Annotated in this window: 21 protein-coding genes and 1 pseudogene; 14 read left to right on the top strand and 8 right to left on the bottom strand. The window is 70.0% G+C overall.

Going from position 1 to position 22,646, the window contains the following annotated elements; all coding sequences use genetic code 11:
* Window positions 1–16: 16 nt before the first annotated feature.
* Complete coding sequence (locus tag CLT74_RS22765) at window positions 17–667, bottom strand: methyltransferase domain-containing protein (protein ID WP_199172243.1); 651 nt, start codon at window positions 665–667, stop codon at window positions 17–19.
* 84 nt (window positions 668–751) lie between these two features.
* On the opposite strand from CLT74_RS22765, the gene CLT74_RS22760 reads away from it, so the two are divergent.
* Genes CLT74_RS22760 through CLT74_RS22740 form a run of 5 tightly spaced genes read left to right on the top strand, consistent with a single transcriptional unit; the run spans window position 752 to window position 6,080 of the window.
* Complete coding sequence (locus CLT74_RS22760; RefSeq protein WP_099848675.1) at window positions 752–1,372, top strand: pyridoxal 5'-phosphate synthase; 621 nt, start codon at window positions 752–754, stop codon at window positions 1,370–1,372.
* Window positions 1,369–2,589, top strand: a complete 1,221-nt coding sequence (locus CLT74_RS22755) for a 3-deoxy-7-phosphoheptulonate synthase (RefSeq protein WP_486582533.1) — start codon at window positions 1,369–1,371, stop codon at window positions 2,587–2,589. Before CLT74_RS22760 ends, CLT74_RS22755 begins: the two co-directional genes overlap by 4 nt.
* Before the next feature lie 7 nt (window positions 2,590–2,596).
* Window positions 2,597–3,274, top strand: a complete 678-nt coding sequence (locus tag CLT74_RS22750) for a DUF2461 domain-containing protein (RefSeq protein ID WP_099848673.1) — start codon at window positions 2,597–2,599, stop codon at window positions 3,272–3,274.
* 2 nt (window positions 3,275–3,276) lie between these two features.
* Window positions 3,277–4,914, top strand: a complete 1,638-nt coding sequence (locus CLT74_RS22745) for an AMP-binding protein (protein WP_099848671.1) — start codon at window positions 3,277–3,279, stop codon at window positions 4,912–4,914.
* Complete coding sequence (locus CLT74_RS22740) at window positions 4,911–6,080, top strand: FAD-dependent oxidoreductase (RefSeq protein ID WP_099848669.1); 1,170 nt, start codon at window positions 4,911–4,913, stop codon at window positions 6,078–6,080. Before CLT74_RS22745 ends, CLT74_RS22740 begins: the two co-directional genes overlap by 4 nt.
* 83 nt (window positions 6,081–6,163) lie before the next feature.
* On the opposite strand, the gene CLT74_RS22735 is transcribed toward CLT74_RS22740, so the two are convergent.
* The 3 genes from CLT74_RS22735 to CLT74_RS22720 all read right to left on the bottom strand — a co-directional run bounded on the left by CLT74_RS22735 (window position 6,164) and on the right by CLT74_RS22720 (window position 10,447).
* Window positions 6,164–6,496: an HflX-like GTP-binding protein gene (locus tag CLT74_RS22735; protein WP_199172242.1), complete on the bottom strand. Its 333-nt coding sequence runs from the start codon at window positions 6,494–6,496 to the stop codon at window positions 6,164–6,166.
* 709 nt (window positions 6,497–7,205) lie between these two features.
* Entirely contained in the window at window positions 7,206–9,740 is a 2,535-nt protein-coding gene (locus CLT74_RS22725; protein WP_099848667.1) for an FtsX-like permease family protein, read from the bottom strand.
* Window positions 9,737–10,447 carry an ABC transporter ATP-binding protein gene (locus CLT74_RS22720; RefSeq protein ID WP_099848665.1) on the bottom strand — a complete coding sequence of 237 codons (711 nt, stop codon included), beginning with the start codon at window positions 10,445–10,447 and terminating at the stop codon, window positions 9,737–9,739. Before CLT74_RS22720 ends, CLT74_RS22725 begins: the two co-directional genes overlap by 4 nt.
* Before the next feature lie 629 nt (window positions 10,448–11,076).
* Between CLT74_RS22720 and CLT74_RS22715 the strand changes: the two genes are divergently transcribed.
* Window positions 11,077–11,739, top strand: a complete 663-nt coding sequence (locus CLT74_RS22715; RefSeq protein WP_099848663.1) for a response regulator transcription factor — start codon at window positions 11,077–11,079, stop codon at window positions 11,737–11,739.
* Between the two features lie 238 nt (window positions 11,740–11,977).
* Here the strand turns inward: CLT74_RS22715 and CLT74_RS31515 are convergent, their stop codons facing one another.
* Together CLT74_RS31515 and CLT74_RS22710 are read right to left on the bottom strand one after the other, a co-directional pair.
* Window positions 11,978–12,118 carry a hypothetical protein gene (locus tag CLT74_RS31515; protein ID WP_486582531.1) on the bottom strand — a complete coding sequence of 47 codons (141 nt, stop codon included), beginning with the start codon at window positions 12,116–12,118 and terminating at the stop codon, window positions 11,978–11,980.
* On the bottom strand, window positions 12,115–13,200 hold the full coding sequence (locus CLT74_RS22710) for a monooxygenase (protein WP_486582529.1): 1,086 nt from the start codon (window positions 13,198–13,200) through the stop codon (window positions 12,115–12,117). The genes CLT74_RS31515 and CLT74_RS22710 overlap by 4 nt, the downstream gene beginning before the upstream one ends.
* Window positions 13,201–13,385: 185 nt before the next feature.
* On the opposite strand from CLT74_RS22710, the gene CLT74_RS22705 reads away from it, so the two are divergent.
* From CLT74_RS22705 to CLT74_RS22680, 7 genes and pseudogenes are all read left to right on the top strand, one after another.
* Window positions 13,386–14,807: a phosphatase PAP2 family protein gene (locus CLT74_RS22705; RefSeq protein ID WP_099848661.1), complete on the top strand. Its 1,422-nt coding sequence runs from the start codon at window positions 13,386–13,388 to the stop codon at window positions 14,805–14,807.
* Entirely contained in the window at window positions 14,753–15,091 is a 339-nt protein-coding gene (locus CLT74_RS31510) for an aromatic-ring hydroxylase C-terminal domain-containing protein (protein WP_486582528.1), read from the top strand. The genes CLT74_RS22705 and CLT74_RS31510 overlap by 55 nt, the downstream gene beginning before the upstream one ends.
* A gap of 179 nt (window positions 15,092–15,270) precedes the next feature.
* Entirely contained in the window at window positions 15,271–15,918 is a 648-nt protein-coding gene (locus CLT74_RS22700; protein WP_099848659.1) for a VTT domain-containing protein, read from the top strand.
* Entirely contained in the window at window positions 15,834–17,030 is a 1,197-nt protein-coding gene (locus CLT74_RS22695; RefSeq protein WP_099848657.1) for a glycosyltransferase, read from the top strand. Before CLT74_RS22700 ends, CLT74_RS22695 begins: the two co-directional genes overlap by 85 nt.
* A complete protein-coding gene (locus tag CLT74_RS22690; protein WP_099848655.1) occupies window positions 17,027–17,674 on the top strand; it encodes a DUF998 domain-containing protein in 648 nt (215 codons plus the stop codon). Before CLT74_RS22695 ends, CLT74_RS22690 begins: the two co-directional genes overlap by 4 nt.
* Entirely contained in the window at window positions 17,665–18,345 is a 681-nt protein-coding gene (locus CLT74_RS22685) for a DedA family protein (protein ID WP_099848653.1), read from the top strand. Before CLT74_RS22690 ends, CLT74_RS22685 begins: the two co-directional genes overlap by 10 nt.
* Window positions 18,346–18,417: 72 nt before the next feature.
* A pseudogene (locus CLT74_RS22680) lies at window positions 18,418–18,756 on the top strand (MMPL family transporter); the annotation flags it as partial.
* A 220-nt stretch (window positions 18,757–18,976) separates the two neighbouring features.
* On the opposite strand, the gene CLT74_RS22675 reads toward CLT74_RS22680, so the two are convergent.
* Together CLT74_RS22675 and CLT74_RS22670 are read right to left on the bottom strand one after the other, a co-directional pair.
* Window positions 18,977–20,428, bottom strand: coding sequence for a sensor histidine kinase (locus tag CLT74_RS22675; RefSeq protein ID WP_099848651.1), 1,452 nt, complete (start codon window positions 20,426–20,428; stop codon window positions 18,977–18,979).
* On the bottom strand, window positions 20,425–21,108 hold the full coding sequence (locus CLT74_RS22670; RefSeq protein ID WP_486582526.1) for a response regulator transcription factor: 684 nt from the start codon (window positions 21,106–21,108) through the stop codon (window positions 20,425–20,427). Before CLT74_RS22670 ends, CLT74_RS22675 begins: the two co-directional genes overlap by 4 nt.
* A gap of 504 nt (window positions 21,109–21,612) precedes the next feature.
* Here CLT74_RS22670 and CLT74_RS22665 point away from each other — a divergent pair.
* On the top strand, window positions 21,613–22,518 hold the full coding sequence (locus CLT74_RS22665; protein WP_099848647.1) for an endonuclease/exonuclease/phosphatase family protein: 906 nt from the start codon (window positions 21,613–21,615) through the stop codon (window positions 22,516–22,518).
* Window positions 22,519–22,646: the final 128 nt, after the last annotated feature.

Below are 22,646 nucleotides of genomic sequence, written 5' to 3'. Positions count from 1 at the left end.
CTCGGCGCCGGCGGTCTCACGAGCGGAGCAGCTCGATCAGCTCGTACCGCAGCTCGCCGTCCGGGTACTCGCCGACGGCACACCGGCGGGTCACCGGCTGCCAGCCGTGTCCGGCGGCGATCCGGCCGAGCATCGCCGGATCGCCCAGGCCAGCGAAGCCGAGCAGGACCCGCCCGCCGGGTGCCAGGTGCCGCCCGACGGTACCCAGAAACGCCGCGTGGGCCGCGTACCCCGGGTCGAAGAAGGCCCGGTCCAGCAGGTCGTCCGACGACTCCCCCGGGGCGGTACCGACGAAGTTGGAGTTCCAGAAGATGAGGTCGAAGCGTTCGTCCCCGGTCAGCGGCTCGAACATGTCGCCGCACCGCGCGGTCACCCGGTCGGCGACGCCGTGTCGCTCGGCATTGCGCCGGGTGTTCTCCACGGCAACGGCACTGATGTCGAGCGCGGTGACCGTCGCGCAGCCGCGCTGCGCGGCGATGACGGAGAGATAGCCGGTACCGCAGCCCATCTCACAGAACGATCCGCCGACGGGGTAGGCGAGCCACTCGGCGTACAGGGCCGCCGACGGGGTCAGGTGTGGCGCGTAGACCCCGGGAAGGAGATCCCATTGCTGCCCCAGCAGCTGGAAGGTTCGGGGCTCGACGATGTCCTGATGCCGGTCCCGCAAGCGCAGAACCAGGTCTCGATTCCGGGAATCCACAGATCTGCCCCCTTCTCTGTACCGGGAGCATAAACACAGGAGGACGGTACGTTGCGAGTCGAACGGCGAGTACCCAGGCAACAGGCGGAGAATCCGTACCCGATCGGAACCGACCCGCTACGACGGTTCCAGGACTGGCGCGCGGAGTGGATCGCCCGACGCCCCGCCGACCCGGCAGCCGCGGTGCTGGCCACGGTCGGCCCGGATGGCCGCCCCACCGCGCGGTACATCGACCTGGCCTACGTCGACACCGGTTTCGTCTTCTTCACCGGATACCGCAGCCGCAAGGCGACCGATCTCGCCGTCTCCCCGTACGCCGAACTCTGTTTCGGCTGGTTGGAGACATCCCGGCAGGTCCGGGTCAACGGCCCGGTGGCGCGGCTGGACCCGCTGGCCAGCGACGAATACTACAGCCGGCTCCCCCGGCCGGTGCAGCTCCTGGCCTGGTCGACCGACCAGCGCTCGGTGCTCGAGGAGCCGCTGACCGAGCGGATCGCGGCCACCGAGCGGCGCTTCGCGGGACAGGAGATTCCCCGGCCTACGCAGTGGGGTGGGCTACGGCTGCTACCGGAGCTGATGGAATTCTGGCAGGGCGACCCCGCCGGTGCGCCGGAGCGGCTGCGGTACCGGCGCACCGAAGACGGCTGGACCGGCGAACGGATCGCGCCGTGACCAGGTCGGTGGTCGAGCCGGAGGCGCTACAACAGCCGGAGTGGCCGGAACCGGCCCTGGTGGCAGGGGTCCGGGAGATACTTGCCAGCCGGACCGGCCTGGTCTCCGAAGCGGAGTGCGCCGTGCTCACCGGACTGCTCGACCGGGCAGCCCGGGGTGAGGCGATGGTGTTGCAGGCCGGCGACTGCGCGGAGCGGTTCACCGAGGCCGCCCCGGCGCCGATAGCCGCCCGGCTGACCCAGCTGACCGGCCTCGCCGCGCGGCTGCACCGGGGCTCCGGGCTGCCGGTGGTACCGGTAGGGCGGATCGCCGGTCAGTACGCGAAGCCGCGTTCGTCGGCGTGGGAACGGCTGCCCGACGGTACGGTGCTCCCCGCGTACCGGGGGGACCTGGTGAACCGACCGGAGGCGGACCTCGTTGCCCGCACCCCGGATCCGAACCGGATGCTGACCGGGTACGACTGCGCCGCCCTCGTCCTGCGTCAGCTCCGGCGACAATCCCGGCCCGGCCTGGAGTGGCCCGGGCCAGGCGGCGCCGCGCGCCAGCTGTCCGCTCCGATCTTCACCTCGCACGAGGCACTGCTGCGCGACTACGAAACCGCACTGGAACGGCCCGGAACGGCCGGTCGGTACGCCTCCTCCGGGCATCTGCTGTGGATCGGTGACCGGACCAGGGCATCGCACGGCTGGCACGTGCGCTGGGCGGCGGCGCTGAGCAACCCGATCGGAGTCAAGATCGGACCATCCATCACCGCCACCGAGGCGGTCCGGCTGAGCCGGGTGCTCAACCCGCAGGGCCGGCCCGGCAAGGTGTCGTTCATCGTCCGGCTCGGTTCGCAGCGAATCCGGCGCATCCTGCCGGAGCTGGCGCTCGCGATCCGCCGGCACGGGACGCCCGTGGTGTGGCTGTGCGACCCGATGCACGGCAACACGTACCGGCTGCGTTCCGGCGCGAAGACCCGGCCGGTGGAGGCGATCCACGACGAGGCGACCGCCTTCGTCCAGACCCTCGCCGCCCACCGGCTGCACCCGGCCGGGCTGCACCTGGAGGTGACTCCGGAAGACGTGACCGAGTGCGTCGCCGCCCCGGCGGACACGCCGGTCTCCCCGGCGCGGATCGCGCAGCCCCGGTACACCAGCGCCTGTGACCCGCGGCTCAACCGGGAACAAGCGGACGAACTCGTGGCCCATTTCGCGGGCCTGACCCGACGGAGGTGAACCAGCTATGAGCAGACGACAGCAGGGCGGCACGGACGTCAAGACGTTCGGTGGCTTTCCGGCCGAGGCGTTCCGCTTCTATCAGGGCCTGGAGAAGCACAACACCCGCGACCACTGGCACCGGCACAAGGAAACGTACGACTCGTGCGTCCGCGAGCCGATGGAGGCGCTCGCCGCCGAGCTCGGGGAGAAGTACGGAGCGGTGAAGGTGTGGCGACCGCAGCGGGACGTCCGGTTCGCGAAGGACAAGTCGCCGTACAAGACGTACCAGGGGTTGACCGCCGGCTCGGCCGACAGCGTCGGCTACTACCTTCAGCTCGACGCCGAAGGGCTGCGCCTGGGCGGCGGCTACCACGGCCTCTCCTCCGAACAGGTCGAGCGCTACCGCTCGGCGGTCGACGACGCTCGCTCCGGTGCCGCGTTACAGCGGATCGTCGACGAACTCACCGCCGACGGCTGGCAGCTGATCGGGGAACGGCTCAAGACCAGACCGCGCGGCTGCCCGGCGGATCATCCCCGGGTGGAGCTGCTGCGGTACCGATCGCTGGCCGCCGACCAGGTGCACCGGGTGCCGGACGGGATCGACGGCGCGGCGACGGTACGCCTCGTCCGGGACGGCTGGGACGCGCTCGCTCCGCTTGTCGACTGGCTGAACCGGCACGTCTCCACCACCGGAGGGAGCTGAACATGCTGGCAGGGTGTGTGCCTTGGCCTCCGGATCTCGCCCGACGGTACACCGAGCGGGGCTACTGGCGCCCCGAGCCGCTCGACGCGCGGATCCGGGCCCTGGCCAGGGCCGACGCCGACCGGATCGCCCTGGTCGAGCCGGATCGCCGGATGACCTATGGGGAACTGGACCGGCGTGCCGACCGGCTGGCCGCGGGCCTGCGTAGGGTCGGCCTGTCCGCTGGGGACCGGGTCGTGATCCAGCTTCCCAACGTGATCGAGTTCGTGACGCTGTGCCACGCCCTGTTCCGGCTGGGCGCACTTCCGGTTTTCGCGCTGCCCGCCCATCGGAAGAGCGAACTCGCCCACCTCTGCGCCATGAGCGAGGCGACCGCACTGGTGATCCCGGACAAGTACCTCGGCTTCGACCACCGCGAACTGGCCCGACAGGTTACCGGGCCGGAGCACATATTTGTGGTGGGTGATCCGGCAGAGTTCGTGGCCCTCGACGCGATCGACGCGGAGCCCGAGCCGCTGCCCGCCCCGGACCCGGCGGAGGTGGCGCTTTTCCTGCTCTCCGGCGGAACGACCGGGCTGCCGAAGCTGATTCCCCGCACTCACCAGGATTACGGCTACAACCTACGGATCAGCGCCGAGAACGCCGGCCTGACCGCTGCCGACAGCTATCTGGCGGTGCTGCCGGTCGGGCACAACTATGCGCTGGCCTGCCCGGGTGTTCTCGGTACCCTGCACGTCGGCGGTCGGGTGGTGCTCGCTCCGACGCCGAGCATCGAGGATGCTTTCCCCCTGATCGAGCGGGAGCGGGTGACGGTGACCGCACTGGTCCCGCCGTTGGCCCTGCTGTGGATGGAGATGGCCGGGATCGCCGGGTCGGATCTGTCCAGCCTGCGGCTGGTCCAGGTAGGCGGCGCGAAGTTCGGTGCCGACGCCGCCCGCCGGTTCGGCCCGGCCCTCGGTTGCGCGGTGCAGCAGTCGTTCGGGATGGCCGAAGGGCTGCTCTGCCAGACCGCCCGAGACGATCCGCCAGAGACCGTGGCCACCACCCAGGGTCGGCCGCTCTCCCCCGACGACGAGATCCTGGTGGTCGACGCCAGCGGCGCTCCGGTGTCTGACGGTGAGGTAGGAGAGTTGCTCACCCGAGGGCCGTACACCCTGCGCGGCTACTACCGGGCGGAAGGGCACAATGCCACAGCCTTCACCCCGGACGGGTTCTTCCGCACGGGCGACCTGGTCCGGCTGCTGCCCGGCGGGCACCTGGTGGTGGAGGGTCGAGTGAAGGACCAGATCAACCGGGGTGGGGACAAGGTGGCCGCCGACGAGTTGGAGGACCATCTGTCAGCCCACCCGGCCGTGCGGGAGTGCGCAGTGGTCGCCATGCCGGACCCGCTGATCGGCGAGCGGACCTGCGCCTTCGTGGTGCCACGACCACGGGGTACCACGCCGCCGCGGCTGGCCGAGATGGTGGCGTTCCTGCGGGATCGTGGGCTGGCGGCGTACAAGCTGCCGGACCGGTTGGAACTCGTCGAGTCGTTTCCGCGTACCGCGGTGGGCAAGGTGGACAAGGGTCGGCTGCGGGAACGGATCCGCGAACTCACCGCCGCCGAGCGCGGCTCCACCAGCATGGAGCGCGGCCGATGATCGTGGTAGGCGCCGGTCCGACCGGTCTCACGGCCGCCCTGGCGCTGCGGTCGGCGGGCCTGCCGGCCACGGTGCTGGAGGCGGAGCCGGTGGACCGTATCCGACCGGGCAGCCGGGCTCTGTTCCTGCACGGTCGAACGTTGCGGCTACTCGCCGGGCTCAGCCCGGAACTCGCCGAGGAGATAGCCCACCGGGCCGTGGTCTGGCCGACCCGCGAGACGTACTACCGAGGACGATTGGTCTACTCCCGCAGCTATCCGTCGCACCCACGCGGGCTGCCTCCCTTCGCCAGCCTGCGCCAGGTGGAGACGGAACGCCTGCTCCTGGCGGCCTGTGCACGGGCCGGGGTCCGGTTCGAGTGGGGCACCGCGGTCACCACGGTCACGACCGGGCCGGAGGCGGTCACGCTGGAGACCGGAGACGGTCGGCGCTGGAGCAGCGGGTACGTCGTCGCCGCCGACGGTGCCCGCTCGGCCGTCCGCCGGTCGCTCGGGGTGGAGCTGCACGGTCCCCGGCCGAGCGGCTTCCACGTCGTCGTGGACCTGGCCGAGGATCCGAAGCGGCCGATGCCACCGCGCCGGACCTTTCACTACGAACATCCGGCCGTGGACGGGCGTACCGTGCTCCAGGTTCCCTTCGCCGGCGGCTGGCAGGTCGACCTCCAGTGCCGCGACACCGACGCCCCGGAGACCTTCGACAGTGTCGAGGCCGCGCGGCGCTGGCTGCCGGAGGTGCTACCGGAGCGGTACCGCGATCGGATCCTGTGGGTCGCCCGATACCACTTCCACCAGGTGGTGGCGGACCGGCTCACCGACGAGCACCATCGGGTGCTGCTCGCGGGGGAGGCGGCGCACCTGTTCCCGCCGTTCGGTGCGCGCGGGATGAACAGCGGGATGGCCGACGCCGTCGCCGCGGCGCAGGCGATCGCGGCGGCGGGCGCCGATCCGACGGCGGTGCCCAGGTACGCCGCACGGCGGCACGCGGCGGCACGCTACAACCGGGACGCCGCCGGGACCGCGCTACGCCACCTGCGGCCAGGGCGGGTGATGCGAATCCGGCAGCGTTGCTGCGCCACGCTGGCGCCGGTGGTCCCGGCGCTCGGCCGGTGGCTGGAGACCGCGCCCTACGGACCCCGTCAGGGCCCGTCCATCGAGAGCAAGTACTGACCGCGCGGCGTCGGCTACTGCGTCCGGGCACGGCCAGCTGGATGTGACGCCGCATTGCGAGCGATTCGCGGCAGATCCGCGTGCTATCCGGCACGTGTGGAAAGGTCTTCACCGCTGATCACGGTGCAGCCGAACATCTCGCCGAGGACGTCCCGCTGGTGCTCAGTCAGCGGATTCGCGAACACCACCACCCGAACCTGCCTCGCCCGGCACGCGTCGGCGACTTCGCGGGCCTTGCCCGCGCTCACCAACGTCCGCCGCGAGAACAGGGCAGCCATCTTGTCCGCGCCGCCGTGCGAGACACCTCGCCGCTGAACGAGCCGGCCCACGACCCGCGCACCGTACGCCTCCACCACAGCGGCCAAGAGGTCCAGTTTGGTGTCCATCTCGGTGTCCTTCGCCGAGAACAGGCCCACGAGTAACACCTCGGCCCCCGGCAGCACTCGCCGGCCACTGGTCATTCCGGCCATGCCCTTGATCTGAAGTCGGGTTGAGGTTCTACCGTCATCCTCAAATTGTTCACTACCGAGGTAGATCACGTGATCACACAACAGTTGTCCGACGCCGAACTCGCCGGCCAGCCCGCCGCCTACTGGACCGGGAGTCGCCTACGAGTCGCTCATCGCCTTCACCCGCGCCCGACATGTCGAACACGGCTTCACTCAGCCTCAGTTCTGGCTGCTGCGCAACCTCTCCAAGAATGACCTTCTACCGGATGGCGGCGGGCTGACCGTACCTGAACTCCAGCAAGCAATGAGCTCGTACCTCAGGGCCGAAGACGACCTGGACGCTGAAGCGCGGGCTCTGCTGGAGCGCGGGTGGCTGACCCGCGACGAAGATGGACGACTGCGGATCACCGAGGCAGGCGAAGAGGCTCGCGTCAGAATTAAGCGACACGCTCCGGCGATCCGAGCCCAAATCCACAAGGGCATCGATGATGCCGACTACGTCACGACCCTCAAAGTACTCCGGCAGCTGATCCGGAACACCGGTGGCTCGATATAGAGAAGCAGGCTGATGCGAATCCAATTCGACTGAGCCGCCTCGCATCCTGTGACGCGACGACGCGAAATCGTCGGCCGGAGGCACGTATCGACCGCCCGGTCCAGGCGCAGGACCTGCGCATCAGCGGTCCCGGCCCGCCAGTTCGAGCACGGGTACCCGGGAGACGCGGAACGCGGGCCACGCTGCAGCGACGACGCCGGCTGCGACCGCGACGACGAGCGTCGCTGCGAGGCGGGACCACGGTACGACGACGGATGGGATCTCCGTGCCACCGGTGACGTCGATCAGCGCCCAGCCGAAGCCGACTGCGACGGCGATGCCGATCGATGCTGCCACGAACGACAGGAGTGCCACCTCGAGCCGCACGATTCGACGCAGCTCTCGGCGAGTCGCGCCGACCGCTCGCAGCAGCCCGAGCTCTCCAGAGCGTTCATTGATCGCGAGCGCCGTGGTGTTGGCGACTCCGAGGAGCGCGATGAAGCTCGCGAGGAGGAGCATCCCGTCGATGAAGTTCCGGAACGCGGCGATTTCGCTCCCGCTGTTGGCGACGTGTTCTGCCCGGGTCTCGAAGAACGACCCGGGCGTGGCTCGGACCAGCGCCCTCACGTCTTCCTCGGCGTCCGCGACCGCACCGTCGGCGAGGTCGACGAACAACAGAGCGTCGAGCAGACGACCGACCGAGGCGTCGAGTGTCGCACGGTCGACGAAGTACAAGGGGGCTTCGAAACCGCCGGTACTCCTCGCGACCACGGCAACGATCGGCGCCTCGAGTGTCGAGCGTTCGAACTCGATCGCGAGGGTGCCGCCGAGCAGCGTGGGGTCGTCGCCGACCACGGCCACGCCCCCATAGCTCAGGTCGGCGAGGTCGCCGGCGATCGGGTCGAGGTCGAACGTGGTAGGCAGTGCCGTCGGGTCGATGCCCCCGATCGCCTCGGCTTTGCCTGCGACGATCCCTTCGGCGATCGACAGCGCGGCGACTTCGTCGACGTCGGGCAGCGCCGCGATCCGGCCGCGCAGGGTGGGGTCGATCGTCGGGAAGTCGGCGGTCGCCGACGTGACCACCAGGTCCGCCTGCAGTCCTTCACGAACGTCCGTCCCGACCGCGCTCGTCAGTGAGCTCGCGAAGATCGCGAACATCGTCACCATCGCGGTGCCGAGCATGAGCGCGAGCGCCGTGGACGCCGATCGGCGGGGGCTCGCAGACAGGTTGCCCGCCGCGATCGAGCCGCACACGCCGGCGGCGCGACGGGCCACCTGAGCGCTCCCACGCGCTGCGGCGGTCACGATCGCCGGGCCGCACAGCACGAGCGCCGGGACGATGGCAACGACCAGCACGGCCCACGTCGCGCTCGACCGCACCACAGCCACAGCTCCTCCAGCGATCGCTACCGCGGCGAGCACGAGCCCGCTCGCAGTTCGCGCCGGGCTCACGACCCGGGGTTCCGCCGCGCTCTCGCGCAGCGCCTCGATCGGCGGTGTCGCCGCCGCGCGGCGAGCCGGGATCCATGCCGCTAGGACCGTTGCGCTGACACCGATTGCCGCGGCGACCGCGATCGAGGTCGTGCTCACGATCGACGGCCCGGTGAGCAACGTGATCCCGGCGAGTCCGACGAGCCACCGCAGCGCGCCCACTCCCGCGACCCCGCACACGAGGCCGGCGAGCGTGGCGATCGTCCCGACGAGCGCCGCCTCGATCACCACTCCGCCGAGCAGTTGGCGTCGTTCCGCGCCGATCGCACGCAGCAGCCCCGACTCCCGCCGGCGGCGGGCGACGGTGAGCGCGAACGTGTTGAAGATGATCGTCACACCGATCAACACCGCGACCACGGCGAAGGCCAGGAGAAACACGGTCAGGAACTGCAGCGGTGACGTCGCGGCGTCCTGCATCGTCCGGATGTGGTCGGGCCCGTCGATGACCTCGGCATCAGTCAGCGCCGACAATCGGCCGAGCACCTCGGCGCGGTCAGCGCCCTCCGCGACGCCGACGAGCACCTCCGTCGGCGCCGCAGTGTCGAGCCAGGCGGACACCGCTTTGTCGGGCAACAGCACCGTTCGCTGCAGCGGTGCCGCGTCCGCCGACGCGAACGTCGCGACACCGGTGACGGTCGCGTCGTACATCCCCGTCGTGGTCAGGACCTGTACGACGTCACCCGGAGCCAAGCCTGCGTCACCGGCGAGCGATCGGTCGATCACGATCTCGCCGACCTCGGTCGGTGGTCGCCCGCTCGCGAGCCGGAACGGATTCAGCGCCGGATCGGCGACCCAGTTGCGACCGACGTCGCTCGCCGTGCCGGTTCCGACTGACGATCCGTCAACGACCAGCTTCGCGAAGCCGACCCATTGCGAGGCGGCCCCGTCGACGCCATCGACCGTAGCCACGCGCTCGGTGATGTCGGGATCCAGTGATCGCCGAACCGACCTTTCCGGATCTCCCGGCCCTCCGCCGGGCTCGCCGAGGACGACGCCCTGCACCACGGCGTCCGTCCCGGCCAACGCTTCGGCGATGTCATCGGCCGCTCGGCCACGCATCGAGTCGGACAGCACCAGCGTCGCGGCGAGGAACGCCACCGACAGCATGATCGCCGTGCCCGTCAGCATGAACCGACCCCGACTCGCGAGCACGCTTCGAGCCGCACTGCGCATCATCTGGCTCATCGCCCCAGGCCCTTCATCACGTCGATCACCGAGTCGGCCGACGGGTGATCCACCACGTCGTGCACTCGGCCGTCGACGACGAACACGACGTGGTCCGCCCAGGCAGCGGCGTTGGGATCGTGCGTGACCATCACGATCGACTGGTGATGCAGATCGACTGCTGATCGCAGGAATCCGAGGATCTCCTGTCCGGACCGGGTGTCGAGGTTGCCGGTGGGCTCGTCGGCGAAAACCACCTGCGGTCGGGCGACCAGCGCCCGGGCGACGGCGACTCGCTGTTGCTGGCCACCCGAGAGCTCCGTCGGCCGATGATGCATGCGATCGCCGAGGCGCAGCAGCGACACGACCTGATCGAGCGCTGCGACACTCGGCCGGCGCCCCGACAACGTCATCGGCAGGCAGATGTTCTCCTCGGCCGTGAGCGTCGCCACGAGATTGAATGCCTGGAACACGAACCCGATCCGTTCTCGGCGCAGCCTGGTCAACTCGCGGTCGTTGAGGGTCGACAGATCGGTGTTGCCGACGAATGCACGGCCCGACGTCAGTTGATCCAGCCCGGCGGCGCAGTGCATCATCGTCGACTTTCCCGAACCCGACGGGCCCATCACAGCCGTGAACTTCCCCGCCGGGAACGCGATGGTGACGTCGTCGAGCGCGACGACGGCCGACCGGCCGGAGCCGTATCGCTTGACGGCGCCGACGAGCATGGCCGCCGCGTCATCAGCGTCGGCTGACAGCGCGCTCCCGGACTGCCGATCGACGACCGTGGTACCTGGACGTGAGGACACGAGACCTCCAATGAGTGGTTGATCAGGATTTGTCAGGGATTCCGGTGAATGGCTGGTCAGCGTTCACCCGGTGCTCCATGAAATCGGTGGTACTTCACCGCTCTGTCGCCGTTGCCCCGGCCTGGATCGGTGTGCACACCGGCCCGGCGGCACCAGCAGATGTCACATGAAGCGGGGTTGCCTCACCGCTCGATGTCCAGATCGGGCGAGCGATCTGGAGCGGAAGCGGGCGCATGCTGTCCCTGTGCACTTTCATACCGAGCGAACCTGAGACGACTGTTAAAGCGGCACCTCAGGCCGGGTAGCCGAGCCAGGTGCCCAGCGCACCCACCAGGAGGTCCTGCCCGGTAGGCACACGCACCGCACGTCACTGGTTCTAACCGTCGTCTCAGGTTCGCTCGGTATCACGGTAGGCATCGCCGGGCGACGCGGATCTCGGCTCGTCGGCATGGCCGAACGCGCCGCGCTCTACGGCGGCACGGTCAGCGCCGGCCCCGCACCGGACGGCGGCTGGACCGCCCACGCCCCCCTGAAAGGCAGCCATATTCGTGATCACTGTGCTCGTGGTGGAGACCCAGCCGCTGCAGCGCTTCGCGTTTCGCATGCTGCTGGAGAGCACCCCCGACACCGAGATCGTCGGCGAGGCCGAGAACAGCGCCGAGGCCGTTCGACGGACTACCGAGCTGCATCCCGATGTGGTCCTGATGAACATCCACATGCCGGACGTCAACGGGATCGAGGCCACCCGGCGCATCGTCGCCGCCGGCGGACGTTCGCGAATCCTGGTGCTGACGTTCGACGTGGACCGGTACGCGCTCGCCGCGCTGCGGGCCGGGGCGAGCGGTTTCCTGCTCAAGGACACCCGCCCGGAGGAGCTGCTCGCCGGCATCCGGGCCGTGGCCGCCGGGGACACGGTGATCGCGCCGGCGCTGACTCGGCGGCTGCTCGACGCGTTCGCCGACCAACTCGACGATGACCTCTGCGGGCCCGCGCGGCAGGATCCCCGGCTGGACTCCCTGACCGACCGCGAACACGAGATCTTCGTCGCCATCGGCCACGGCCTCACCAACGGCGAGATCGCGCAACGGTTCACGCTGTCGGAGTCGACGGTGAAGACCCACGTCGGACGGGTCCTCGCCAAGATCGGCGCACGGGACCGGATCCAGGCCGTCACCCTCGCCTACGACCTGAGACTCACCCGGCCGATTTAGCGCTTCATCTCGCGCGTCCGTCGGGAGCGCGGCCGTAGTTCCCAGCCGCGCCGCTCCGGGCCGATCCGCTCCGCGTGATCGACAGCTCCGCTGCCGGATCAGCCTGCAGCCGCCCACGTCACCGTCCGTCCGACCGCCACGACGCCGTACGGGTGTTAGTTCAGTGCGGACGTGTGTGAGCTCAGAGCTGTTTTTCGGCTCGTTGACATCAGTGACCTCACACACGTTCGACGCTTCGTCAGGACTTGCGGGGGGAGACCGTCATGATGCCAATGCACATCTCGTCGCCGGTGCCGTCGCCCCACACCACGTAGCGCGGCGGCAACTTCTTCAGCTGCGGCACCTGTTTGCGCAGCCCCACGTCGTGCGTACACGTCACCCGCAGCGTGTCCCCCGACCGACCTCCACCGGCGACGGCAGCTTCACCATCCGCTGGTTGTCGAAGTCGAACTGCGGCACGTCCAGCAGGACCTTGGCGTCCGGCGTGCCCGGGTTGAGTTCGACCTTCAAGGACCGCCCGAGCATGTGCATGTGACCGAAACCGGCGAACACCGTCACCGGCTCCTCCACCTTGTGGTCGCAGGACTGGGTGTCACCGGGCTTCGGCACGCCGCCCTCGTTGCACTCCTCCGCCTGACGGTCCGCGAATTCACCGACCTCCGGCCCGAACCGCTTCGTCACGTCCGCGATCGAAGCCGCCCGGTCACAGAGCGGACCCGACTCGTCGGTGGCGCAGGGCAGGTCGATCGGCGCGTCGAGCGACCACGTCTCGAGTTCCCGGGTCTGCGGCGTGCCGTCCGTCAGCCGCAGCCGAACCGCCGAGCGGTCCGACCCGCCTGGCTTGCCGTCGGTCGCGAGCAGGTTGTAGTGCATCTGGAGGATGAGCAGGCTGCCCGGCTCCAGCTTGAAGCCGGCGTCCTGGTCGAGCAGCGTCTCCGTGGCGCCCGGCGCCCAGGTGTCCACCCACGCCGCGCCCGGGTCGGCACCCTCGTCGTCGCCCTCCACGTCGGCGCCGGCCACGCCGGTCCCGCCGAAACACTGCCAGCCGAGGCCGGGAGTCTTCGCGTCCTGCTCGCGCACCGCGGCAGCGCCTCCCGGCGGCACCGCGTACACGATGCCGTGGTGAGCGATGGCGACGTTGTCCGGCATGACCTGGGTCCCGGTCAGGAACGCCGCCTTGGTCAGGCCCGGATCGAGCATCTGGCACCGGTACTCGTCCACGCCGCCCTCCGGCGGCGCGGGTGTGTAGGCCTCGGGCATCTTCAGGTCGACGAACCGCTCGCCTGCGCGCAGCGGCTGCGGAGGAGCCGACGACCCGCCCGCGTGCGCGCTGTGCGAGCCGGTCTCAGCGGGCGCCGCACTGTTGTCGGCGTCCGACCCGCAGGCGACGGCAGCGAACGCCGTCGCCAGCGCCATGGTGGCCGCCCCAGACCTCCGCAGTGGACTGTCAAGCTTCGTCATAGCCTGAAAGCTAGGCCCGATTCCGCTCCGTCTCGTCGTACTGCGGTCGTCATTCTCGGCAGAGAGGCGGTACCAGGGTGCCACTTCACCTTCACCGCCAGCACGTCTATTAATCGTCGTCTCAGATTCGCTCGGTACGAAGTCGGCATTGGATAAGCGATGCAGCTCGTACCTGGAGACCATTGATGGCAGTCGACGCGGTGCCATCCCGGGAAGCGCCGCCCGGTCGGCTGGCCGGCCGGTGGGTGCCGGTGCTGGTCGTCGCGATCGGGTTCGGGTTCGGGCTGCTGGTGCTCCTCGTCCGGTTGCACCTGGAGCCGGTGACGAACGTCGACCGCGGTGTCGCCCGGGAGCTCAACCAGGTCGTGTCCCCCCGGCCGTACCTGGTGAACGCGCTCAACGGAGCAACCCGGCTGGGCGGGCGGCCGGTCATGCTCTGGCTGGTCGGCGTCGCCGCGCTGCTGCTGCTGGTGCGCCGGCGGGTCCGCCTCGCCGTCTACCTGCTGGCCACCACCGCCGGCGCGCTGCTGCTCGACCCGTCGGTGAAATCGCTGGTCGGCCGGGTGCGCCCGGTGGTCGAGGCACCGGTGGTGATCGCGCCCGGCAACAGCTTCCCGAGCGGGCACGCGCTCGGGTCGACGGTGGTCTACGGCGCGCTGCTGCTCGTGTTCCTGCCCGCGGTGCGCTACCGGAAGCTGTTCACGACGGCCGTCGCGCTGCTCGTGGTCGCGATCGGGGTGACCCGGATCGCGCTCGGCGTGCACTACCTGACCGACGTGCTGGCCGGCTGGCTGCTCGGCGCGTTGTGGCTGAGCGTCACGGCGTACGCGTTCCGGCTGTGGCGGCGCGAGGCGGGGCACCCGGTGACGCCGCTCGACGGCGGCCTGGATCCGGAGGCCGCCGAGGCGATCAAATCGGCGCCGGACTCCAGCCGCCCGATCCCGTACCGCTGGGTCAAGGCCACCGAGATCCTGACCGGCTGGGTTTTCACGTTCGGCATCCTGTACGTCGTCGGCCACCTGTTGACGAACCACACCGAGGGCACCTGGCTGGGACGCTTCGACGACGGCGTGGTCCGGTGGCTGCAGACGTTGCGCACGCCCACCCTGGACCACGTGAGTTGGGTGTGGAGCAAGGCCGGCGACACCCGCGCCATCCTGGCCATCTCGCTGGCGTTCTGCCCGAGCGCGTTGGCCGTGTGGCGGCAGTGGCGACCGGTGGTGTTCGTGGTGCTCACCATGGTCGGCGAGCTCACCCTGTTCCTGTGCACCGCGGCCAGCGTCCAGCGGGACCGCCCGCCGGTGCCGCAGCTCGACAGCCCGATGCCCATATCGTCGTTCCCGTCGGGGCACATCGCCGCGACGATGTGCATCTGGGTGGCGATCGCGGTCCTGATCATGGACCGAGTGAGCAGCCGGTGGCGCTGGTTCGCCGTGGTGCTCGCGGTGGTCATGCCGGCCGGTGTCGCGCTTTCCCGGATGTACCGCGGCATGCACCACCCGACCGACCTGCTCGGCGCCGCGCTCCTGACCGCGCTCTGGGTCGGCCTGCTGTGGTGGGTGCTACGGCCGAACGTGCGGGCGGCGCCGGCCGAGGTGCGTACGTGACGCTGCGCTTCGTCACTGGACCTTCAAGACCGGCGGGATCGACCGCGGCCACGTGGACCGCACGGGTCAACACCGTCACCGCACGCACGGACCGGGTGGACGTCGACAGGTTGCTCATCCGGCCCGACGGCTGCGTCGCCTGGGCCTTGTCTGTCGGGCAGGACCTCGACGGCCCCCACGCTGGTGCGTGCGCTGGGCACCTGGTCCGGCCACCCGGCCTGAGCGCCGCATTAACGGTCGCCTCAGGTTCGCTCGGTTCAGTAGGCCTCAGACAAGCGACGTAACCCGCATGTAGGGGGCTAGTGATGGCAGTCAACGCAGCGCCGCCCGGGGAAACGCCGGCCGGCCGGTTGGCATGCCGATGGCTGCCGTGGTCGGTGATCGGACCCTTCACCACGGAGCTGCATCGGTCGGCCCCGCAGAGGGACGACCGGTGCGGAACCTTCGGCCGAGGTTTCTCGGCATGGATCTGACCCAGGCCGTGCTCGAGCACCCCTACCTGGTGCTCGGTCTCTTCGTGCTCATCGAGGGGCCGGCCGCGACGATCACCGCTGGCACCCTGGTCGGTGCCGGCGCTGCGGCGTTCTGGCCGATCTGGGTGATCGTCGCGCTGGCCGAGGTGGTGGGCGACAGCCTGCTCTACCTCGTCGGCCGGTCGGCCCGGCGGCCCTGGGTGGCGGCCCTGCTGAGCAGGCTCAAGGCGACGGCGCTGCTCGACCGGCTGACCGGGATGCCACTGCCTCGGCTGGTGATCACCGCCAAGCTCATCGACGTCGTCGCCCTCCCGGCGTTCGTGTCGGCGGGGCTCGCCGGACTCCCGTACCGCAGATTCGCCGCCTGGGTGGGTGCCACCGCCGCCGTACGCGGCCTGGTGCTGATCGGTCTCGGCGCTCTGCTCGGCAGCCAGCTGTCCGGCCTGCTCGCACTGCCCGGCGGGATCTTCCTGCTCACTGCGGTCGTCGCCGTGCCGGTCGCTGTCTTCCACCTCGTCATGAAGCGATACCACCGACGAAAGGTAGTTGTCCCATGCGCATCCTCATCGGTGCCGACACCTACGCCCCTCACGTCAACGGGGCGTCCTACTTCGCCCAGCGCCTTGCCGTGGCACTGACCGCCCGGCACGAAGTGCACGTGGTCGCGCCGTCGACGGACACCCGCAACCATGCCGGCATGTCCAGCGGCGGCGTCGTCGAGCACCGCCTGCGTTCCTTGCCGGTGCCGGGCCACTCCCGTTTCCGGTTCTGCCCGCCACTGGGGCTGCGCGCGGCAGCGCGCCGGATCCTCGACGAGGTCCAGCCCGACGTGGTGCACGTGCAGAGCCACTTCCCGCTGTGCCGGGCGCTGGTCGACGCGGCGCGCGAGCGCGACCTGTTCGTCATCGCCACCAACCACTTCATGCCCGAGAACCTGATTCACTACCTGCCCATCGGCGACGCTGGCCGGACGAGGGCGCACGCGTGGGCATGGCGCGACGCCGCCCGGGTGTTCGCCAAGGCAGACATCGTCACGGCCCCGACCCCGTACGCCGCCGCGCTCGCCGTCGTCTCCGGTGTGTCCGAGCCGGTCCTGCCCATCTCGTGCGGCATCGACCTCGCCCGCTTCCGCGAGCAGGCGCCCGCGGCCGAGTTCCGATGGGCCTACAGCCTCGCGCACAAGCCCACCATCACGTACGTGGGCCGGCTCGACACCGAGAAGAACCTCGACGTCGTGATGCGGGCATTCGCGCTGGTGCGGCGCTCCCTCGACGCCCAGTTGCTCCTGGTCGGCACCGGGTCCGAGGACCGGACGCTGCGGTCGCTCGCCGGGGAACTGGACGTCGCCGAGCACGTTACGTTCACCGGCTTCATCCCTGACGAGGACCTTCCCTCCGCATACGCGGCGTCGACGGTCTTCGTCAACGCGGGCACCGCCGAGCTGCAGAGCCTGGTCACGCTCGAGGCGATGGCCAGCGGAAGGCCCGTGATCGGCGCCGATGCCGCCGCCCTGCCCCACCTCGTACGGGACGCGGAGACCGGCTACCTGTTCCCGCCCGGCGACGTTGTCGTGCTCGCCGAGCGACTGCTCACCGTGCTCTGCGACCCGAAGCACGCGGAAGAGCTGGGGCACCGGGCTCGTGCCGTGGCCGAGCAGCACGACCAGACCCGCACGGTGTCCGCGTTCGAGCAGCTCTACCGGATCCGGCCGGCCCGTGAGGCGCCCGCGCCCGCCGAGGTCGCCGCATGACAGCGACGATCGCCCGGGCGAGCACCTCCCGCTGGTACCGCAACGTGCAGCTGAGCCTGGGCCTGGGCACGGCGGCCGGAGCGGGCCTGCTGCTGGTCGGCGACGTCGACCCGGTGGACCAGATGGTCAGCGAATCGATCCGGACCGTGCCGGGCGCCGTCCTACTGGCCCTGGCGGCGTGCGGGCTCGCGGCAGCCGGCGCATGGCTCCTGGCCGGCGCCCGGCGCGTGCTGCCACCGGCCTGGCCCCTCACCGTGCTGCTCTCGGTGTGGTGCGTGTCCCTGCTCGCGGTGGTGGTGTTCCCCACGAACCTGCCGGGGACCGAACCGGGCGTCGCCGCCGGGCTGCATCGCATCGGCGCGGCGCTGATGGCGGCGCTGCCACCGCTCTTCGCCCTGCTCATCGCCAAGCATGCCGGGCGCGGGGCCGACCCGGTCCGGGTCCGCTGGCTACGCGCGGCCGGGTGGTCCGCGTTCGCCGCGTGCGTCGCGTTCGCAGCGATGAACGGGCCGGCGGTGCTGCTCGGCCAGGGCCTTCTCCCGTTCGCGGGCCTGGCCGAACGGGTTCTGCTCGCGCTCGTGCTCGCCGTGGTCGGGCTCTGCGCGTGGGTGCTCGAAGGAGAGGAGCGGTCCCGATGGACCTGACGGCCATGATCGAGAACACCATGACCTCTCCGGTCATCTATCTGGCGATCCTCGCGCTGGCGATCCTCGACGCGTTCCTGCCGTTCCTGCCGTCGGAGTCGGTCGTCATCGCGGCGGCGGTCTTCGCCGTGTCGGGCATCCCGTCGCTGCCGCTGATCATCGTGCTCGCCGCGCTGGGCGCCTTCGTCGGTGATCACATCGGCTACCTCATCGGGCGCTTGTTGCGCGAGCGCCGTCCGGGCGGCCGCCTGATCCGCGCCGCCGACAGGATCGCCCCGCACCTGCACCGCCGGGGCGGCGCCCTGATCATCGCGGGCCGGTTCGTCCCCGGCGGCCGCACCGCGATCGTGACCGCCAGCGGCGCCACCGGCTACCCGCTTGCCCGCTTCACCCCGTTCACCGCCATCGCCGCCGTCACCTGGGCCGGCTATTCCGGCCTGATCGGCTACCTCGGCGGCGCCGCCTTCGAATCCAACTCGATGCTGGGCCTGGCGGTCGGCCTCGGTCTCGCCCTGTCCATCACCGCGCTCGGCGAACTGGTCCGCTACGTGTTGCGCCGCCGCCGAGCGGCGACCGCGCCGGATGACCGCGCTCAGGGTCCGCATCCGCACGCTGACGTGGGGGTGTTGACGTTGTCAAAGACCAGCACGATCGGCACGTTCAGCCGCTGATGGGCTTGGTCCAGGAACGCGATGTAGTCGTCCTCGCTGAAACCGCCACGCTCCCCGCTGCGGTACAGCCGGGTGCGCCACATCAGCCGCCCACCATCCCGGTCTGAGGCAGACGAGCCCGGCGATCGTCTACCTGCTCGTCAAGGGCTTCGGCATCATGGTCAACGACCAGAACTCGCGCCGCTGACGATCCTGGTATTCGACGTCGGCACGGACTACGCGCTGTCGCTCATCGCCCGGTACCGCGAGACACTGCACCACCACGAGAACGTCCGGGTCGCGGTGGTCCACGCGCTACGCGGCGCGGCGCCGACCATCGTCGCGTCCGCGGCCACCGTGATCGCCGGCCTGCTCTGCCAGCTCGTCGCCGACCTGAACAGCACCAGCGGATTGGGCCCGATCGGTGCAGCCGGCATCCAGTGCGCGCTGGTGGCCATGCTGGAACTGTTCCCAGCGGTGCTCGGGGTGCTCGCAGGCGGATCTGGCCGGCCGTCCTGCTTCAGCACAGCCGTGGAGGAGAAGCCGGGGCGGAGATCGTGCGTCTCGGCACCACAGTCCTGCCCGACAGCGAGCGCCGCGGGGCCATGCCGGGGCCGCCGTCCCTTGTCCTACGCCGCCGGGATGGGGCGGGTCAGCGCACCGCGCTGTCCTCCCCGGCCGCGCGGCCCGCGATCGAGGCGGGTGGAGTCGCCGCCGGAAGGTCGACCCGGAGCAGCGCGCCACCGCGTGCGGAGCGGGCGACGGTCGCCCGGCCGCCGTGGGCGTCGACGACCCGCTGCACGATCGACAGCCCGAGACCGGATCCTGGCAACGCCCGGGCGCTGTCGGCACGGTAGAACCGGTCGAACACCCGCGGTACGTCGGCGGCGTCGATGCCCGGCCCGGCGTCGTCGACCTCGAGCACCGCCGACGCGCCCTCGGCACGGAGCCGGACCTGGACCGGCTGGTCCGCGGGCGACCACTTGCCGGCGTTGTCGATGAGGTTGAGCACCGCCCGCTGAAGCGCAGCGGGACGGCCGCTCACCCACACGGAGGTGAGGTCGAGCGCGATCTCGATGTCGGGTACGCGGGAACGCGCCCGGGTCGCGGCGGTCACCACCACGTCGGCGAGGTCGAGCAGCTCGGTGTTTTCGTCGCTGACGTCACCGCGGGCCAGTTCGGTCAGCTCGGCGGCAAGGGTGCTCAACTCGGCCACCTGGGCGCCGAGATCGTTGAGCAGCCGGCTCCGGCTCTCCGCCGGCAGTGCGCTGTCCAGCGTGCCGCGCCGATCGAGCCGGATCAGCAGCTCGACGTTGAGGCGCAGGCTGGTGAGCGGGGTCTTGAGCTCGTGGGCGGCGTCCTCGGCGAGCAGCCGCTGGGCCTGCCGGGAGTCCCGGAGCGCGGCGAGCATGTCGTTGATCGACTGGATCAGCCGCCGGATCTCGCCACCGCCTTCATCCGGGATGTGGGCGTCGAGATCCCGGGTGTGCGCGACACGTTCCGCGGCGGCGGTCAGCCGGTCGATCGGTGCCAGCCCGGTCCGCGCCACGGTCCGCCCGACAAGGGCACCACCGACCACGCAGAGCAGCCCGATCAGCAGCATCCCGAACCCGAACTGGTTGACCGGGCTGTCGTCGACGACGCGGGCCACCTGGACCGCGCCGTCGCCCGCCCGGAGCGTGTAGATGACGTAGCCGTCCTCGTCGCTGTCGTTCGACTCCATCAGGTCGGCCAAGCCGCCCTGCGCCACGCGCCCGGCGTGCTCGCTGACCGGGGGCAGCGCGGGTTGGCCGACCGGCGTCCGGGTCGAGCCGTCGGGCAGGATGACCCGCACCAGCGGACCGGATCCGGGATACGGCGGTAGCGGAACCTGCGCCAGACCGGCGCGCTCCGCAGTCGCCGCCAGAACGCGGGAGTCGGCGCGCAACTGATTCTCAGCGGTGTCCCGCAGCTGCCAGTCCAGCAGCTCACTGGATACCTGGAAGGCCATGAACACGCTGACGGCGATGGCCGTCGCCGCGATCACCGTCAGCCTGGCCCGCAGGGACTGCCGGCGCCACCATCGGGTCAGCCAGCCCGGTTCCCGACCGGCAGGCCGGCTCACGGAGGAGTCTCCCGCAACGTGTATCCGAGGCCGCGCAGTGTGTAGATCAATCGTGGCTCGCCCTCGGCCTCCAACTTGCGGCGCAGGTAGCTCACATACACCTGAAGGTTGTTGGCGGTGGCGCTCATGTCGAAGCCCCAGATCGCCTCGAACAGCGCGTCGCGGGTCAACACCCGGGTCGCGTTGCGCACGAGGACCTCCAGGAGCGAGAACTCGGTCCGGGTCAGGCGCAGCGGCCGCCCGCCACGCCACGCCTCGAACCTGTCGGGATCGAGCCGGACATCGGCGAACGACAGGACCTGCGACTCGCCGTCGTCCGGCGTGCGCCGGCGCAGCAGGGCCCGCACCCGGGCCAGCAACTCCTCGGTGGCGAACGGCTTGGGCAGGTAGTCGTCGGCGCCCGCGTCCAGCCCTGCGACCCGGTCGGAGACCTGGTCACGGGCGGTCAGCATCAGCACCGGCAGATCCCGACCCGCCGCCCGCAACCGCCGGCAGGTCTCCAACCCGCCGAGGCGGGGCATCATCACGTCGAGGATCAGCAGATCCAGCGTGTCACCGCCGGCCCCACCGACCTCGTCGAGCACGGCGAGACCGTTGGCGACGGTGCTGGTGTCGTAACCCTCGACCTGGAGCACCCGCTCCAGCGACTCACGGATGGCCGCGTCATCATCCGCGATCATGATCCGCACGCCGAACCGCCCCCTTCCAGTCGATGCCTTGCTGCTCATTGTCCCCGACCAAGCTGAGACCAGGATTAGCGCTTCATAGTCACCCGCCGTGAGGAGATCATGTTCCGTAGGTTCAGTGATCCCAGGCTCCGCCTTCATGCCGAATGACGATTGACCAGAACTTCGACAGCCGGACCTCAATCCGTCTGGGCCGGAATTCGGCTTTGCGATCGCCTGCGGCTAGCTAGTACTCCAGCCACACCTGATGAAGTTCGAGTCTTCGCTGGTAGTGGTCTTATCGACGGCCAGCTCTGGCTTGCCTCGTCAGCGATAGCGTCGCTCGAATGCTGACCCCGCCCTGCTTTGTTGAACAGACCGTCACCCCGAAAGAACACCTCAGGCCGAGGACGGTGCCGCCGGGGTGAGCGGCTGATCGGCAGGCGGGCACAGGGGTGCTTCCGCCGGCAACATCGTGCGGGCATACCAGGCCGGTCATTTGATCTACAGTTCTCAATCATGCAGAAGCCTCGCGCCGGACTGCTCGGTGCCCTCCTCGCGCTCACTGTGCTGCTGCCGATGACGGCCGCCCAAGCGGCCGCGCCGCCCGGTACCAACCTCCAGCTCCTGACCTGGAACATCTGTGGTTCCCAGCGGGCGAACTGGGGGTGCAGCAGTTTCGGGACCTGGGCGGACAAGAACGCCGTGATCCAGGCACAGATCCAGGACAACTACGTTCAGGCCATGCTTCTTCAGGAGATCTGCGAGAACGATCTCGCAAGCCTGATGACGACGCTTGGCTCGGGCTGGACCCGCAGCTTCGCTCCGTACCAATGGGCCAGTAAGGGCGTGTTGACAAATAACCGGTGCGGCGAGGACAACAGCCCACGCGGGGACCGCATCGGCACCGCCATTGTGATCAAGGCGGGCTCGTCGAACGCCCAGACCATCGCGACGACCCAGCCGTGGGACGGCCAGCAGCGACCTTTCCACTGCGCGACCGCCACCTACTTCAACGACATCCGGCTCTGCAACGTGCACCTGTCTCCGTCGGGCAGCGACACCCGTGACAGCAGCTGGGAGTACTCCGACGACCAGCTCGGGGAGATCAAGACAGTGGTCGACGGCTACCGCAACGTGGCGTTCGGGGGCGACTTCAACATCCTTCCGCCAGACCACGTCTACCCCGTGAACGACGAGAACAACCCGGACCGCGGCTGGATCTGGGACGCCAAAGATGGCAATCCGTACCCGAGGTACCGCGAGTGCGACCAGACGAACCCGGCGGGCGGTGGCCGCCCAACGAACACCCGGGGAGAGAAAATCGACTACGTGTTCAGCAGCCGACCGTGGCGCTGGTGCGCGGTCACCCCCACCGCCTTTTCCGACCACTACCCGCTCGTCTACAGCATGCAGATCGCCTGATCGAACGGCACGGACTACGACGAACCGAGATCGACCTCACCCAACGCCGACTCTGCACAGAGGAGTTGCTGTCCCCGAGTAGCTCGGGCACGCCTCGGCGTCGGCGCGTGCGATCGGCTCGCCGGCGA

This window comes from Verrucosispora sp. CNZ293, assembly GCF_002754655.1.
Note: the sequence above shows the minus strand (reverse complement) of the source record. Positions and strands in the feature narration are given on the sequence as shown.